We start from the raw sequence: 14,676 nt of genomic DNA, 5'->3' as shown, positions 1-14,676 counted from the left end.
TTAACGACAAGTCATGAAGAAGATGAAGGCAATGATACCGCCGACGATACAGCCGATATTATTGCTTTTTTCTTCAGTACTTTTGAATCGTTTTTTAGTCGAAGAGAAATTGAGTTTCTTTTCGAGTTCGCCCTGGAGTTTGTCAATAATGATTTGTTGACCTTCGACTCGTTTTTGTAAGGCGTCTACTTGCAGTCCATCTTTTTTGCTTTTTGGGGAAGCTTTTTGAGCAGAAAACTCGATGCGCTCTTTATTGAGTTTTTCTTTTTCTTCTACCCAACGCTTTCTTTCTTTGAGGAAGGTATCGTTAGTCTGACTTAAGTCTTTTTGGAGTTTATCAATTTCCTTTTGTAGATCACTAATGACCTTTGATTGATCTTTACTAGAACTCTGTTGCTGAAGGTTGAGGTTTTCTTGAAGAGAGGCGTTTAATTTTTGTTCCTCTAAGAAAAGTTTTTCTTGTTCGCCCCGCAAATTTTCTGAAGCAATATAATTTTGTTTCATTTGCTCAAGTGATTTGCGAAGTTTTTGATTCTCGAGGTCAGAAGACATGAGTTCGATCGATGCCGACCTCTCAAGAGATTCCTCGAAATCGGAATCCGAAACGAGATCTATAGGGTCCGATTTTAGTTTTACAGAATCTGATTGAATCTTGACCGGATCGGAAGTGGGTGCTTTACGAGCATTTTCCATAGCGCGTATGGTCGATTGCTTAAACTCATTAATAGAGTCTTGGATTTCTTCCAATTCATCATTTATGAGCACTTTGATATTTGGTTCTTTGCGTTCGATTTCTCGCATGGCGCGTTTAGCGTCGTAAGAATTCACCCCTTTGTCATTATCAATGTTGAGTAAATAATGATAGGCTTTAGTTCCCCCGATTTTACCGAGTGCTTGTACGGCATAACGGCCATTCATGCCTTTGCCTTGGGTGATGGGGAAAATCACATCGCAAGATTGATAGATGGCCATGTCACCAGCAATTTTTAGGCAATCGCGTTGCAGACCCTCATCTTCCATGTTTTGAACCAGTTTGATAACTGCGTTTGTAAGTTCAAGACTTTTCTTTGCTGTGCGTATTTTCCTGAGTGCTGTTCTTCGAACGACAATACTTACAGAGACATCTAAAGCCGTTTTTAGTAAATCATCTAAGTTGTTCATAAATCCTCCTATTGATTTAACAAGATATCATAAAGGAAGGATTTGATCAAATGCAGTTTAGATATAGCAGTGCTCGACAGTGGATGTTTGCTGTGTAATCTGAGGAGAAACGCGGTCAAATTGTTTGGCAATTGCCGAAGAACAATCAATTAGCTGACAGTTTGGATAGAGTAAAGCAATTTCATCTTTGATGAGATGATAATGAGTACAACCCAGAGCTATTGTATCGAGCTTATTAATAGTTTCTAAGGCTTTGAGTTCTGTTTGCAGTTCATTACGGCAAATGCTTTTTGTGGTATGATAGCTTTCGCAAATTTTTGCTAAGTTTGGTGTAGGTATGAGGTGGACTTCTGTGTCTCCTGCAAAATCTTTAATAAGTTGTGATGTGTAGGAGCTAGAGATAGTTGCGGGAGTCGCAAGCAAGGCAATGCATTTACTCGCACTAGAGCTGGCGGCCATTTTTATGGGAGGAACAGTGCCGATGACTGGGCAGTTCAATCTTTCTCGAAAGATTTCTAAGGCATGTGTACTTGCGGTATTACAGGCAATGATAAAGGCTAAGGGCTTATGCCGAGAAACTTCTTTTGCGACCTCTGCAAAACGTTCTTCTAATTGTTTGGGATCCTTATCGCCGTAGGGGAAGAAGCTTTTGTCTTCTATTATGAGGTAATTCATCTTGGGGCGAAGTTTCTTGCATTCCTTATAAATGCTGTGAGCTCCTGCGCCAGAATCGAGGATCATCACATGATCTGCATCTGATCCGAGATTAGAGAGTTTGACGCGCTTGGGCAATGTCATGATGGATTTGCTCTTTGAGTTCTTCGGCGGAACTGAATTTCTTTTCTGGGCGAATGAAAGCGTGAATATGAATGTGGACTTGCTCACCATAAATATCGTCTTCGAAATCTAAGAGGTGAAGTTCTACGTGTTGAGAGTGTCTTTGCTTTTCGAGAAAAGTTGGTGCAGCACCAATATTGAGGACTCCGTTATGAGTCGTGCTATTTATTTTTGCGTGAACCGCAAAGACGCCTGAAATAGGAAGTAGGGGGATGCCAGTGTTGATATTTGCCGTTGGAGTATTGAGTTTCTCGCTAGCTAAACCGAGACCTTTGACGACGGGACCCGATATATTCCATTTATGGCCCAAGAGCTCTTCTGCGTCTTGGAACTGATGGTTTTCTAGGGCTTGGCGAATGCGCGAGCTAGAGACGGCATGGCCATCAAGTAAGAATTCATCTACGGCGTGGGTCGTGAAAGAGTCGCTATATTCCTGGAGGAGTTTAATATTACCCTTGCGACCAGCGCCAAACAGCCACTGACGACCGACACAAAAATCAGTAATGCTTACTGAGTTAAGTAAGTACTTGGAAATGAAGTCATGGGCTTCTGTCGCAGCTAATTCTTTGTTAAAATCAAGGATGACTAAAGCCTTGATTCCCAACTTAGAAAAAGTTTCCATTCTTTTTTCTAAAGAAGAAAGAGTGGGGATGCACTTACCAGTGAAAAACTCCCGAGGGTGTGGAGAGAAGCTTAGGACAATAGGAGTCGACTGCTTAGCGTTACCTTGATCGATAGCCTGCTGTAGAAGTTTGCGGTGTCCGCGGTGGATGCCGTCAAAATTTCCACAGGCAATGCTTACTTTGTCAATGCCGTGTTCTTGGAGTTCTTGTAAAGAGTGACAGAGCAACATTTTAGTCTTCGGCAATTTCCACTTGATCTATGGGGATAATGAGTTTTTCGACTTCTTCGCGTTCAATAGTTTTGAGATGAGTGACTTCAACGGCATTATCCAAAGAGAATTGTCCGCTTTTTGTTCTACGCAAATTGCTCATGTAAGCAGCTGATTCCATCTTTCTGCCCATGTCATGACAAAGGACTCTAACGTAGGAGCCTTTGGAGCAGTGCAGGGTGAAATGAACTTTTGGTAGTTCAATTTTATCGATGTCCAAGCTATGAAAGGTGACGGGTCTAGCTTCGCGTTCAACTTCGATGCCTTGGCGAGCGAGTTCGTAAAGTTTTTTGCCGTCTTTTTTGAGGGCAGAAACCATGGGTGGGACTTGCATTTGATCACCCGTAAAATCTTTCGCACATTGCTGAATTTGTTCTTCTGTGACATGCTCAAAGCTGGCTTCACGAGTTGTTTCGCCTTCTTCGTCATGGGAATCGGTTTCACGTCCGAGGGTCATCTCAGTAATGTATACTTTGTCGTCAGCAGTGAGTTTGCTCGCGAGTTTCGTTGCTTTACCAATAACGACAACAATTAGGCCCGTTGCGAGCGGATCTAAAGTTCCGCAGTGACCAACCTTGTTAAAGCGATAGCGATTACGAACTAAGTTGACAACATCATGAGAAGTCCATTCTTTCGGTTTATCTACAAGAAGAATACCATCAAAATCTGGAGTGGGGTTTTTTCTACGTCTGCGTCCCATTTAATCTTCGTCTTCGCTTGGGATGTCAATTGAATCAATGAGTGAAGAAAGTCGATCGGCGGTCTCAGGTGTATCATCACAGTGCCAGTGAATAACGGGAGTGAACTTCATGCGGATTCGTTTGCTGAGGTGATTGAAGAATTCTTCTGAGCGATCGCGAAGGAAACGGATTACGTCTTCTTTTTGTTGATCGGATCCCATTACACTTACATAGACGTTGCAGTGTCTAAGGTCTGCAGAGGTTTTGACGCCTGTCACCGTGATGAGGCATTCGAAGCAGGGGAAGACTTCTCGAATGAATACTGAGCTCAGCTCTTTCTGGATAGTAGAATCCACGCTGCGCATTCTGTCTTTTGACATGTGTTTTTCCTTTATTAGAATAAATTTTGAGCAATATAGGCTCAAAGTATCGATTTCCTAATTAAGCAGAGTAAAAGAGCTGAGTATTGATAAAAGTGAATGTCATCAGTGAATTTTTTTCTTTCCTTTAATGAATAAAGGGAATATGCTTAAGCAAGAAATTAATAAATGAGGGAAACAGCATGCAGCCAGATTTTGAACATATTGAATCTTTGGTGAAACCAGGAGATTTTGTCTTCACTAGAATTGATAACATACTCTATAAAAAAGTCGCCGATACAAGCTGTAGTTGGAGTTCACATGTGGGTTTGATTATAGATCAAAATGACGATGGTTCTTTTGTAGTTGCCGAGAGCAAGGTTCCACGAAGTACGTATTCGAGTTTCAGGAGTTTTGTCGAAAGGTCTGAGGGAGGCCGTTTAGAAGTAAGGCGTCTGAAGGGCGGTTTGAAAGACGATCAGTTAACAAAACTACAGCAAGAAGCAGAGTCGCGTATGGGCTTGTGGTATCACTTTCGTTTTAACTACGATAGTAAAAAGCAGTTTTGCTCAAAATTTGCTTACGATGTTTACCACAAGGCTTTGGGTATTGAAGTGGGCAAGATTGAGACTTTTACTGAGTTGTTGCATAGAAACCCTCAAACGCCGATGGGATTTTGGAAGCTCTGGTTCTTTGGACGAATTCCCATGCAGCAACGTACGGTAACTCCTGCGAGTCAGCTGGAATCGACAAATCTAGAGACAGTCTACAGTAATTTAGAAAATTTCCGTTAACGGCAATTATGAAAAAGCTATTACAATTCATTATGATCTTGGGCATTATGGTGTCGATGAGCAGTTGTGGTAGCTTTTTTAAAGATTTGGCGGATGACGACCAATATTCCTATCGTAGAAATAGTGCCTACAAATATATGTCTTGGGAGCAAAAGATACAGAAAACAATTGATGGTTTTTGGTATTGGTTTATAGCTCTAGACGATGTCTATGAAGGCCCGATTTATGACTGGAAGTACGAATCATCAAAATCGATGGAAGTCTTTGGAGCGAAGTTTAAAATCACTGAAATTAATGGCCTCAATAGAGTACCAGTGAAGCGCTAAATTCTTTTTTAAAACAAGGCGACTTTCTGCTTTTGAAAAAATGACTTTGGCGTGTAAACTGCCATGCTCTTAAAATCTAATATAATATACACAGAGGTTTATTAATGAACTACTACAATACTTTGCCCCAGCGTATTAAGCTGGAAGAACTCGGTACTTGCCGCTTTATGTCTAAGGACGAATTCAATGGCGTTGAAAAGCTCAAAGGCAAAAAAATCGTTATCGTTGGTTGCGGTGCTCAAGGTCTTAACCAAGGTCTTAACCTTCGCGACTCAGGTCTTGATGTTTCTTACGCACTTCGTGGTGCTGCAATTGAATCAAAGCGTCAGTCTTTCATCAATGCAACTGAAAACGGTTTTGTTGTTGGTACATACGAAGAACTTATTCCTTCTGCAGACCTCGTAGCTAACCTCACACCTGACAAGCAACATACTAACGTAGTTGAAACTGTAATGCCTCTTATGAAAGATGGTTCTACACTTCTTTACTCGCACGGCTTCAATGTTGTTGAAGAAGGCATGCAGATTCGTGAAGATATTACAGTAATCATGGTTGCTCCTAAGTCACCTGGTTCTGAAGTTCGTAACGAGTACAAGCGTGGTTTTGGTGTTCCAACTCTTATCGCAGTTCACCGTGAAAACGATCCTAATGGCGATGGCCTTGATCAAGCAAAAGCTTACTGCTGTGGTACTGGTGGCGATCGTGCTGGTGTTCTTATGTCTTCCTTCGTTGCAGAAGTTAAATCTGATCTCATGGGTGAGCAAACAATTCTTTGTGGTCTTCTTCAAGCGGGTTCAATTCTTTCTTTCGACAAAATGGTTGAAGAAGGTATTGACGCTGGTTGGGCTTCTAAATTCATTCAATACGGTTGGGAAACAATCACTGAAGCGCTTAAGATTGGTGGCGTAAGTGGTATGGTTGACCGCCTTTCAAACCCTGCAAAAGTTAAATGTTTCGAACTCATCACTGAGTTAAAAACAATTATGCGTCCTCTTTTCGAGAAGCATATGGATGACATCATCGAAGGTGATTTCTCTGAAGGCATGATGGCTGACTGGGCTAATGATGACATTAAACTTCTCACTTGGAGAGAAGAAACTGGTCAAACAGCTTTCGAGAAAACTCCTGCGGGCGACGTAGAGATTTCTGAGCAAGAGTACTTTGATAAAGGTGTTCTCATGGTTGCTTTCGTAGCAGCTGGTGTTGATCTTGCTTTCGACGCAATGGTTGAAGCTGGTATCAAAGAAGAGTCAGCTTACTACGAGTCACTTCACGAGACTCCGCTCATCGCAAATACAATTGCTCGTAAGAAGCTTTACGAAATGAATCGTGTTATCTCTGATACAGCTGAATATGGCTGTTACCTTTTCTCTCACGCATGTGTGCCGCTTCTTGCAGACTTCATGAAATCTATCGATACTTCAGTTATTGGTAAAGAGTACAATGAAGGTGGTTCAAACTCTGTTAATAATAAGCAGATTGTTGACATTAACCGCGCACTCCGTAGCACTGGCTGTGAAAAAGTTGGTGGCGAACTTCGTGGCTATATGACGGCTATGAAAGAGATTATTTAAGTTTTTTAATTTAAAATATTCTTAAAAAAGCGAGTGCGTATGCACTCGCTTTTTGTTTTTGTAGAATATCGAGTTATCTTTAAGTTCATTTAAGCAATAAACTAACAACGCAAAGGAAAACAAAATGAAAAAATTAATGTTACTTGGTATGGCTTGTTTTATGGGTTCAGCTACATATGCAGAAAGTGTAGATGATAAAGTTTTGGCTATCATGGAAGAGCTTGGCGCTGCTAAAAAACTTAAGCGCTTAGAAAAGAAGAAAGATTATAAAAATGCTGATTGGAAAAAATATTCTCTTGAGTTGATTGAAGAATATAACGGCATGAAAGATATTAAGCATGAAGAGAAAATGTTTAATGACTTTAACGTTAAAATGCTTAAAGCACTCGAAGACTACAAAAAAGTTCTTGATGGGTCAGATTATGATGCCCTCGCTAAGAGCTGGAAAGACGTAGGCGCTGCTTGTAAAGCTTGCCACGAAGAATACAAGTAAGTTAAGATTCACACATAAAAAATGGCCTCTCGATTGAGAGGCCATTTTTTTTGTGATTGGGTCTAGCTTATAACGAAAACTAAAAAATAGAAAAGAGCGAAATTTACAGCGGCTAAGATGCTGATGACTACTTGGCTTTCCACGCTGAGTTGTTTGCCTTTAACTTTGTCGACTTGTGGAGCTTCGTAGAACTCGTCATCACTTACGCTTATGTTTTCAAAACTCTGTCTTTCATGCTTCATTACTGTTTCCTCCAGTATATTATTTCATCCATTGAAAATGAAAATAATATTTAGATATGTATGAAGCAAGTTTTAGTTGTGAGGGTTTTGGGTAAAAATACACGTCACGTAAAAGTTTAAATAAAGTCAGTGGTAATGCGTTGTAGACTTATGGCTTAGTCTTTTCGAGGCTTACAAAACTATAATCGTAGTCGTTTTTACTATCAGCTTTATGCTTCTCTCTCGAGATTTCTTTCCATTCACTAGTGTCGAAATCGGGAAAATAGGCATCTGCCACAATTTCAGCATCAATTAGTGTTAAGTGAAGGGTGTCGACTTCCTTGAAAAGAATTTCATAAATTTGGGCGCCACCAATGATGAAGACTTCTTCTTCATTACTACAATTAGCTCTGATCTCTTCATAAGAAGTAAAGCATTCGGTGCCTTCGATTTTAAGCTCTGCGTCGCGAGAGAGAATGAGGTTGCGTCTACCGGGAAGAGGACGACCAATGGATTCATAAGTTTTACGACCCATAATTATGGGCTTACCCATAGTAAGGGCTTTGAAGTGCTGTAAATCGTTGCTCAGGCGCCAAGGAAGAGTGTTTTTGTATCCGATGCCACGATTACTTGCCATGGCGCAAATCATACTTGTTTTCATATGGCAACAGGAGCTTTGATGTGTGGGTGAGGATCGTAACCTTCTAAAGTGAAGTCATCGAAAGTGAAGGAGAAGATATCTTTCACATCAGAGTTTATCTTCATTGTTGGTAAGGGACGTGGTTCACGGCTCAGTTGGAGCTTGGCTTGTTCAAAGTGATTGCTATAGATGTGCGCATCCCCAAAGGTATGAACAAAGTCACCGTACTCGAGATCGCAGACTTGAGCAACCATCATAGTGAGTAGGGCGTAAGAAGCGATGTTAAATGGAACTCCCAGAAAGATGTCAGCGGAACGTTGGTAAAGCTGGCAGGAAAGTTTGTTATCAGCAACATAAAACTGAAATAAGCTATGGCAGGGAGGGAGCGCCATATTTTCAACATCAGATACATTCCAAGCACTTACTATTAATCTGCGTGAATCCGGGTTCGTTTTAATCATTTCGATGAGCTGAGAAATCTGATCTATGGTTTTTCCATCAGGAGTTCTCCAGCTACGCCATTGGTAGCCGTAGACTGGACCAAGGTTGCCATCTTCGTCTGCCCACTCATCCCAAATCGAGACGCCGTTGTCTTTTAAATACTTGATATTTGTGTCGCCAGAGAGGAACCAAAGCAGCTCGTGGATAATAGATCTGAGGTGGCATTTCTTTGTGGTGACCATTGGAAAGCCATCTTGAAGATTAAAACGCATTTGATGACCAAAAACACTGCGTGTGCCTGTTCCAGTCCTGTCGCTTTTGTCAGTGCCATTTTTCATGACATGATCTAATAAGTCGAGGTATTGTTTCATTGCTTTGTTCCCTAAATTGAGCAGTTTCAATCAATTTAACTTAAGTTTGAGAAAATCCTATCGTAATGTGCGATGAATTAGCTGAGAGCCACTTGTAAAAAATGTGTCAATTTTCATGTGTTTATCTTCATTCGAGAAAGGGATTTTTTGATAAATGCACATAAATTATTTTATTGATCTAACTTAATAAATAAATTTGTAGTAAAATCGGGGCTCAATGGAAGTTTTCATCTACGTTCTTCTTGGAATAATAATTTGTATCTTAGTCGTTATTCACGTACTAAAAATACGTGAGTTACAAGAGGCGAATCGACGTTATTGCGAGGACCGCAAAGCGGTGGCGAACTTTCTGAATCGCTTTGCCCATTCGGTGGCAATGGCTGGAGGTAATATTGATTCTACTATGGTGTCCCTAGGTCGTTTCATTGTAAGTACGATTCATGCGGAATCACTTTGTATCTTTTTTACAGATGAAGAAGGGAATACGATGGAGGCTGTTACCTCAATCGGTCCCTTCCCTTCAATGTCGGCTTTTGAAGGTGGCGAAAAAGAAGACGTGGCTTCAATTCGTGAGAGGAAAGTAGTCATTGGAGATGGCTTCTTTGGCAAGATTTCAAAGAATATGAAGCCTGCTTTAGTGGGTGAATACGAGCTTTCTGAGAGCCAAGTTGAAGCGGGAATAAAATCCTTGATGGTTGTTCCTATTGTCTTATTTAACGAGATGCAAGGGGTGATTTGTGCGGTTAATTCTCAGGGAGTGAGTGGTCGTTTTGAGCAAGATGACTTGGAACTCTTTGCTTCATTAGCGGTAGTTGCAACACTTTCTAAAAATATGATTGAAACTTATAGTCAAATGGCCGATCAACAGAGGATGCAGCAAGAGCTAGAGTTTGCGAGACAAATTCAGCAGACTCTAACGCCTGAAGAAATGCCTAACTTCGCTCATTTGGATATATTTGCGCACAATATTCCCGCTAAAGAAGTGAGTGGTGACTTCTACGACTTTATTAAAATTGATGAACATAGAACACTTTTTGTTTTAGCTGATGCCAGTGGTAAGGGCTTGCCTGCATGTCTTATTATGATTATGACCCGTTCGGTATTACGAGCCATATGTTCACGTTTCACTGATATGGAAAGTCTTTTGCTGGAACTCAATCAATATTTGGTACAAGACACCGATATGGCTCGCTTTGTTACGATGGTCTTCTGCTTGGCAGACTCAAGTAATAATACCATGGAAATGGCTCGGGCTGGTCACACTGAAGTTCTTTTGAAAAATGAAGATGGTGAAGTGTTCGAAATCGTTCCAGAAGGTCCTGCAATTGGTTTAATTCCCAACGATATGGGCGTTAGCTTTGACACTTTCTCGATGGCCATTCAAGATGGTTTCTGCTTCTTGTTCTATACAGACGGTTTAACCGAAGCTGAAAATGAAGATGGTGCAGAATATAGCTTGCCAAGATTAAAAGAAACTTGGTGTCATCATCAAGGTAGTAGTAAAGATCAAGCGATGGGATTATTGAATGATATTCAACGTTTCACGGGAGATTATCCTCAATCCGATGACCAAACGATAATGATCATGTCCGTGAGTGAACTGCATCGTGATTAAGTGGTTTAAGGCAGGCTTGTCTTTTATCCTTTTTTGTGTTGTGGTCATTTTGGCACTTCCCAAAATTTTCCCTGCTTTAGACCCTTTAATTAAAAGTTTTTTCAGTCCGTTTTTGCCCTCGCAAGCGATGGTTAGTGAAATGACTCTGAGAGAAGAGAATCAAATCTTTCGTAATCAACTTTCCCAGAAGAATTTCGATGAGCTTGAGTTTAAGCGCCTAAAGCAAGAGAATATTGCTTTGCGTAAGCAATTGAATCTAAAAGAAATTAATTTTTACCAGACCGAAGTTTTTCCCATTTACGAACGTCACCCCATAAAATGGAACTACGAATTTAGTGTGCGAGTTCTCGATACACGAGCTTACAAAGAGAGCTATGGTGTAATGGTTGGAGGATACTTGGCAGGTCGTGCGAAGTTTGAAAATAAAAATAGCTTTAGAATAAAAACTTTTTTGAATTCTGACGAGGAATTTGCAGTCAATGTTCAAGGGACCTCATGGAATGGTTTGCTAAGGGGTGAGTATCAAGAAGAATCGTTAAAGACGGGGCGGTTAATTTGTTTAGTAGATTACTTGCCAAGAGATGCCGAAATTAAAGAAGATATGCTTTTGCAGAGTACGGGTACTTTGGGGATTCCTAAAGGTCTATTAGTGGCTCGCGTCATTAGAACGGAGCGTGATGAAGTTGTTCAGCGAGCTTATGTTGAACTGCTAGCACCCATTGAATCGGCTGATTACATTAGTTTAATTGTGGACCAGAAATAATGATTGGCCGAGCTTTGAGCTTTTATTTATTTAATTTCTTCTGTGTCGTATGGTTGGAAAGCTTTTGTGCATCAAAAGGCTTTTTTCTACCTTTATCAGCTATTTACATCTTTTATTTAACGGTAGCTAGAGGGATCTATCAATCCTTGATTTCTTTGGCAGTATTGATGGTTTTAGTCAATGCCGTTTGCTCTTATAATAATGCTTACTTTACTCTGATCGCATTTTCGATTGCCTATGTTTGGCGAGATATGGGGGATTGTCAAAATTTCCCACCACAGATTTTGCCTATATTTTGTGCTTTGTTACCCGCATATTTATTGGAGTTCGGGCTAAACTCACCCTGGTTAACAATGAAGTTTTTATTGCCCTCACTTATCATAAGTTCCGTACTAGCCCCAGTTTTTTTGTGGTTTTGGGACTTCATTTCTGATTCATTGACTTTGGCACGCTTTTCTGTCTTAGATAATTATTCGGAAGATGTGTAGTTCTCATGAGTTTTAAAGAGAGATTTAATAAAGAGTTTGGACCGCGAATGTTGGTCTTGCTTATCATTGCTATTCTGATGTCTGCCATACTGATTTGGCGTTTGTATTACGTTCAGATGTTAGATCGCGGTGAATATACTGAGGAGATGAAGAAGCAAATCATACGGCCAGTACGGATACCTCCAGTGCGCGGTAGAATAGAGGCATCAAAAGGAGAGATTCTAGCTAATAATGAGCCATCTTTTTCATTAGATTTTTATTTACCAGAATACCGTCGCCCGGGAGTTTCTAAATACTGGACTGCAGCCGAAAATGTGACTGTCTTCGTTAAAGAAATTGAAACGATGATACATCATAAAGCAAAGTTGAGGACGAGCACAATAGAAAAGGCTTTGAGGCGTCGCGAAAAAGATTTGGGTATAAGCCTTCAGAAAAAAGCTAAAGATAAGGCAGCGTATGAAAAGCAGCAGCAAGAAAACGAACTTTTACGTCGAAACAAAGTTGAAAAAATTTTGGTTTTCGATTCAGTACTTCCTGGTTTAGTCGACCAAGTTAAAAATATTAGTTTACCTGAGAGTTTGGTTTGGGAAGATAATCAATTATTTTGCTTCCTAAATAAAATCCCCGTGGAAGAAGGTTTAGGCTCCTATAGTCGTACAGCACAGTTTCTTATTCAGGAACTCGATGCCTTATGTTTGGCTATGGGGAGATCGCATGACATTAAGCCAGATGATGTCGTGCGTCATTTATATCGCAAGCCAGCATTGCCTTTTCGAGGGCTCACTGATCTTAGCTTAAAAGAGCGTTCAGTATTAGCTGGTAGAAAAACCAAACGTTATCAAGTTGTGATGACCCCCAAGAGAGTGTATCAAAATAACCTTGCTTTTTCTCATATCACTGGTTATACAGGACGACGTGAACCATCCACTCATGATGATATAGATGAGTATTTTTATTTTACTCCTGAGTTATGGGGGCGCACTGGACTAGAGTATGCCTATGACCAAGTCTTAGCAGGTAAGGGCGGAAAAGAACTTCTCTATGTTAACCGGACGGGCTTTGCAGTCGATCAAGTCAAAAGTTTAGAGGGTACTGAATCCTTAATCCCAGCAAAGCATGGGGAGAATCTTCGACTGACTATTGATGCAGAAGCTCAAAAAATTGCTTATGATTTGATGAAAGATAAGCGAGGATCCATGGTGGTGATGGATATATATACTGGAGCGATATTGGCCATGGTCTCGACACCATCTTTTGATTTGAGCCGTATTCGTGAAGTTGATTATTATCGACAAACTGTTTCAGATGACCCCAGTTTGGCATGGGTTCAGTTGGCTCGACCTATGCATAATCGTGCCGTTCAAGCAGCGTATATGCCTGGGTCTATCATTAAGCCTTTGGTGGCGGGCCTAGCCTTGGAGCGTGGACTCATTGACGAAGAGAGTGTTTATGATTGTGACGGAGCTTATCACTTGGGATCACGTAGTCGCATTCGCTGTGCCAATCGCTGGGGACATGGAAAAATAAATGTGACCAAGGCTTTAGAGGTGAGCTGTAACCCATTTTTCATTGATCTGGCAGTACGTCTAGGGATGGAAGATTTAGTAGGCTTTTATCAGCGTGTGGGCTTCGGTACAATGCCTATTTTTGAAGAAGGAGTGCACAAGCGTTTGTCCTATGAGAGTAAAGGAACACTCGCAGATGTGGAAATCCACAATCGTGTTGGTGAATTAGCTTATCTCGGAATCGGCCAAGGTAAAATTGAAATAAGTCCTGTGCAGGCCTGTGCTTTTGTTGCGGCCATCGCAAATGGAGGGAAATTGATAAAGCCATACATCGTAGACGAAGTTTGGGACTCGCGTGAAGAAGTTTTGTTATCCAAGCATAAAAATTATTTTCGAGGTGATTTAAATCTTTCGAAGAAGACAATGGATCTCATTACTCAGGGGATGTACGATGTTATTCACGGATCCAACGCTTCAGCAAAAACAGCAAAAACCCAAGAGGGGATAACTTTAGCAGGCAAGACGGGTACCGCACAGGTTCCCTATTACGAAAAAAATGAAGCGGGTAAGACCAAATTAGGCCCTGACGGTAAGGCCATTCGCAAGATTCAAAAAAATTGTTGGTTCGCCAGTTTTGGCCCTTATGAAAGTCCTCGATATGCAACAATTGTTTTAGTAGAGGATGGAGAGAGTGGTGGTACGAGTGCAGCTCCAGTAGTTAGAAAATTCTTTGATACGTGGAGTCAAACGAAGCCTAATTCATCTAATTAAGGCAAAAAAAATGACAAGAACAATAGGCACTCTGTCTTTATAATAACTTTAGGGCTGCGAGGCCCGGATGCATGAATTACACAGAGGATTGTTCTTGTCGTATAATTATTATAATCACAAAAGAATGAATAGCAAATATCTACTTAAAAGAAAGTGATTAAAATTATTTTATAACCCGACTTTAATCATTTGTAGACATAAAAAAAAGCGAGCAAAACGGCTCGCTTTTAAAGTTTTTATGTAGGCTTATTCCCAAGTATTGATTTCGTCGCCATCTTTATCTGCACACCATAAGGCGACTTTATCACCCACGGTACTATTGTTTAAGCCTGCTCCAGTAATTTGATTAGTGTAATCATTGTCGACAGCTAAGGTGTAATTACCACCCCATGGAGTTGTGTTAATTTCACCTTTAATGAATGACTGTTTTCGTGTATTTGCAGTCCCGTTAAGGTAAGTCCACATGACTCCCCAAGTAGATGACGGGTTATCGTCACTAGTCACAGATGCGCCACTAAAAGGAAAATCTTTAAAAGTAGATAAGTATTGAGTAACTGCCATTTTGATTTGTTGCATTTCTGCTTTGGCACGAGTTTCACGCGCTGATTCACGCGCAATGGCAATACCAGTTAGAAGCATACCGACAATTAAAGAGATGATGGCAAGGACAACCAACATTTCAATTATCGTAAATTGTTTAGATTTTTTCATATGTGTTACCAAGTTTAATTAGATTCTACCTAAA

17 protein-coding genes are annotated in these 14,676 nt (G+C 40.6%); 7 read left to right on the top strand and 10 right to left on the bottom strand.

Features of this window, described 5'->3' with window-relative positions:
* The 5 genes from PQO01_RS00170 to rbfA are packed head-to-tail and all read right to left on the bottom strand — an operon-like array spanning position 1 to position 3,950.
* Positions 1-1,161 carry a hypothetical protein gene (locus PQO01_RS00170; RefSeq protein WP_274312022.1) on the bottom strand — a complete coding sequence of 387 codons (1,161 nt, stop codon included), beginning with the start codon at positions 1,159-1,161 and terminating at the stop codon, positions 1-3.
* 57 nt (positions 1,162-1,218) lie between these two features.
* Positions 1,219-1,959, bottom strand: coding sequence for a glutamate racemase (gene murI / locus PQO01_RS00165; RefSeq protein ID WP_274312021.1), 741 nt, complete (start codon positions 1,957-1,959; stop codon positions 1,219-1,221).
* Entirely contained in the window at positions 1,928-2,851 is a 924-nt protein-coding gene (gene ribF / locus PQO01_RS00160) for a riboflavin biosynthesis protein RibF (RefSeq protein WP_274312020.1), read from the bottom strand. Before ribF ends, murI begins: the two co-directional genes overlap by 32 nt.
* 1 nt (position 2,852) lies before the next feature.
* Entirely contained in the window at positions 2,853-3,590 is a 738-nt protein-coding gene (gene truB / locus PQO01_RS00155; protein ID WP_274312019.1) for a tRNA pseudouridine(55) synthase TruB, read from the bottom strand.
* Positions 3,591-3,950 carry a 30S ribosome-binding factor RbfA gene (gene rbfA, locus PQO01_RS00150; protein WP_274312018.1) on the bottom strand — a complete coding sequence of 120 codons (360 nt, stop codon included), beginning with the start codon at positions 3,948-3,950 and terminating at the stop codon, positions 3,591-3,593. It abuts the gene before it with no gap.
* 182 nt (positions 3,951-4,132) lie between these two features.
* Here rbfA and PQO01_RS00145 point away from each other — a divergent pair, with 182 nt between their 5' ends.
* The 4 genes from PQO01_RS00145 to PQO01_RS00130 all read left to right on the top strand — a co-directional run bounded on the left by PQO01_RS00145 (position 4,133) and on the right by PQO01_RS00130 (position 7,116).
* Positions 4,133-4,723, top strand: coding sequence for a YiiX/YebB-like N1pC/P60 family cysteine hydrolase (locus PQO01_RS00145; RefSeq protein WP_274312017.1), 591 nt, complete (start codon positions 4,133-4,135; stop codon positions 4,721-4,723).
* 8 nt (positions 4,724-4,731) lie between these two features.
* On the top strand, positions 4,732-5,049 hold the full coding sequence (locus PQO01_RS00140; RefSeq protein ID WP_274312016.1) for a hypothetical protein: 318 nt from the start codon (positions 4,732-4,734) through the stop codon (positions 5,047-5,049).
* A 104-nt stretch (positions 5,050-5,153) separates the two neighbouring features.
* The gene (gene ilvC / locus PQO01_RS00135) at positions 5,154-6,623 is read left to right on the top strand and encodes a ketol-acid reductoisomerase (protein ID WP_274312015.1); all 1,470 of its coding nucleotides are present in this window, start codon (positions 5,154-5,156) and stop codon (positions 6,621-6,623) included.
* A gap of 124 nt (positions 6,624-6,747) precedes the next feature.
* Positions 6,748-7,116 carry a cytochrome c gene (locus tag PQO01_RS00130; protein ID WP_274312014.1) on the top strand — a complete coding sequence of 123 codons (369 nt, stop codon included), beginning with the start codon at positions 6,748-6,750 and terminating at the stop codon, positions 7,114-7,116.
* Positions 7,117-7,178: 62 nt separating this feature from the next.
* On the opposite strand, the gene PQO01_RS00125 is transcribed toward PQO01_RS00130, so the two are convergent.
* The 3 genes from PQO01_RS00125 to PQO01_RS00115 all read right to left on the bottom strand — a co-directional run bounded on the left by PQO01_RS00125 (position 7,179) and on the right by PQO01_RS00115 (position 8,789).
* On the bottom strand, positions 7,179-7,358 hold the full coding sequence (locus tag PQO01_RS00125; RefSeq protein WP_274312013.1) for a hypothetical protein: 180 nt from the start codon (positions 7,356-7,358) through the stop codon (positions 7,179-7,181).
* Positions 7,359-7,506: 148 nt separating this feature from the next.
* Positions 7,507-7,998: a dihydrofolate reductase gene (locus PQO01_RS00120; RefSeq protein ID WP_274312012.1), complete on the bottom strand. Its 492-nt coding sequence runs from the start codon at positions 7,996-7,998 to the stop codon at positions 7,507-7,509.
* A complete protein-coding gene (locus PQO01_RS00115) occupies positions 7,995-8,789 on the bottom strand; it encodes a thymidylate synthase (RefSeq protein WP_274312011.1) in 795 nt (264 codons plus the stop codon). The genes PQO01_RS00120 and PQO01_RS00115 overlap by 4 nt, the downstream gene beginning before the upstream one ends.
* A gap of 217 nt (positions 8,790-9,006) precedes the next feature.
* Here PQO01_RS00115 and PQO01_RS00110 point away from each other — a divergent pair, with 217 nt between their 5' ends.
* Both PQO01_RS00110 and PQO01_RS00105 read left to right on the top strand, forming a co-directional pair.
* Positions 9,007-10,404 carry a PP2C family protein-serine/threonine phosphatase gene (locus PQO01_RS00110; protein ID WP_274312010.1) on the top strand — a complete coding sequence of 466 codons (1,398 nt, stop codon included), beginning with the start codon at positions 9,007-9,009 and terminating at the stop codon, positions 10,402-10,404.
* 139 nt (positions 10,405-10,543) lie between these two features.
* Positions 10,544-11,167, top strand: a complete 624-nt coding sequence (locus PQO01_RS00105; protein ID WP_274312009.1) for a rod shape-determining protein MreC — start codon at positions 10,544-10,546, stop codon at positions 11,165-11,167.
* A 262-nt stretch (positions 11,168-11,429) separates the two neighbouring features.
* Here PQO01_RS00105 and PQO01_RS00100 read toward each other — a convergent pair whose 3' ends face one another.
* Positions 11,430-11,594: a hypothetical protein gene (locus PQO01_RS00100; RefSeq protein ID WP_274312008.1), complete on the bottom strand. Its 165-nt coding sequence runs from the start codon at positions 11,592-11,594 to the stop codon at positions 11,430-11,432.
* 66 nt (positions 11,595-11,660) lie between these two features.
* On the opposite strand from PQO01_RS00100, the gene PQO01_RS00095 reads away from it, so the two are divergent.
* Complete coding sequence (locus tag PQO01_RS00095) at positions 11,661-13,931, top strand: peptidoglycan D,D-transpeptidase FtsI family protein (protein WP_274312007.1); 2,271 nt, start codon at positions 11,661-11,663, stop codon at positions 13,929-13,931.
* 246 nt (positions 13,932-14,177) lie between these two features.
* Here the strand turns inward: PQO01_RS00095 and PQO01_RS00090 are convergent, their stop codons facing one another.
* Positions 14,178-14,642 (bottom strand): type II secretion system protein, encoded by a 465-nt coding sequence (locus tag PQO01_RS00090; protein ID WP_274312006.1) that lies wholly within the window; start codon positions 14,640-14,642, stop codon positions 14,178-14,180.
* Between the last annotated feature and the right edge of the window lie 34 nt (positions 14,643-14,676).

Origin of the sequence: Lentisphaera marina, from assembly GCF_028745505.1 — a bacterium.
Lineage (GTDB): Bacteria > Verrucomicrobiota > Lentisphaeria > Lentisphaerales > Lentisphaeraceae > Lentisphaera > Lentisphaera marina.
Note: the sequence above shows the minus strand (reverse complement) of the source record. Positions and strands in the feature narration are given on the sequence as shown.

Bases quoted from the DNA above. Each gene is read 5' to 3' on its own strand.
- PQO01_RS00170 (WP_274312022.1), bottom strand. From the start codon at position 1,161: ATGAACAACTTAGATGATTTACTAAAAACGGCTTTAGATGTCTCTGTA.
- murI (WP_274312021.1), bottom strand. From the start codon at position 1,959: ATGACATTGCCCAAGCGCGTCAAACTCTCTAATCTCGGATCAGATGCA.
- ribF (WP_274312020.1), bottom strand. From the start codon at position 2,851: ATGTTGCTCTGTCACTCTTTACAAGAACTCCAAGAACACGGCATTGAC.
- truB (WP_274312019.1), bottom strand. From the start codon at position 3,590: ATGGGACGCAGACGTAGAAAAAACCCCACTCCAGATTTTGATGGTATT.
- rbfA (WP_274312018.1), bottom strand. From the start codon at position 3,950: ATGTCAAAAGACAGAATGCGCAGCGTGGATTCTACTATCCAGAAAGAG.
- PQO01_RS00145 (WP_274312017.1), top strand. From the start codon at position 4,133: ATGCAGCCAGATTTTGAACATATTGAATCTTTGGTGAAACCAGGAGAT.
- PQO01_RS00140 (WP_274312016.1), top strand. From the start codon at position 4,732: ATGAAAAAGCTATTACAATTCATTATGATCTTGGGCATTATGGTGTCG.
- ilvC (WP_274312015.1), top strand. From the start codon at position 5,154: ATGAACTACTACAATACTTTGCCCCAGCGTATTAAGCTGGAAGAACTC.
- PQO01_RS00130 (WP_274312014.1), top strand. From the start codon at position 6,748: ATGAAAAAATTAATGTTACTTGGTATGGCTTGTTTTATGGGTTCAGCT.
- PQO01_RS00125 (WP_274312013.1), bottom strand. From the start codon at position 7,358: ATGAAGCATGAAAGACAGAGTTTTGAAAACATAAGCGTAAGTGATGAC.
- PQO01_RS00120 (WP_274312012.1), bottom strand. From the start codon at position 7,998: ATGAAAACAAGTATGATTTGCGCCATGGCAAGTAATCGTGGCATCGGA.
- PQO01_RS00115 (WP_274312011.1), bottom strand. From the start codon at position 8,789: ATGAAACAATACCTCGACTTATTAGATCATGTCATGAAAAATGGCACT.
- PQO01_RS00110 (WP_274312010.1), top strand. From the start codon at position 9,007: ATGGAAGTTTTCATCTACGTTCTTCTTGGAATAATAATTTGTATCTTA.
- PQO01_RS00105 (WP_274312009.1), top strand. From the start codon at position 10,544: ATGACTCTGAGAGAAGAGAATCAAATCTTTCGTAATCAACTTTCCCAG.
- PQO01_RS00100 (WP_274312008.1), bottom strand. From the start codon at position 11,594: ATGAAGTCCCAAAACCACAAAAAAACTGGGGCTAGTACGGAACTTATG.
- PQO01_RS00095 (WP_274312007.1), top strand. From the start codon at position 11,661: ATGAGTTTTAAAGAGAGATTTAATAAAGAGTTTGGACCGCGAATGTTG.
- PQO01_RS00090 (WP_274312006.1), bottom strand. From the start codon at position 14,642: ATGAAAAAATCTAAACAATTTACGATAATTGAAATGTTGGTTGTCCTT.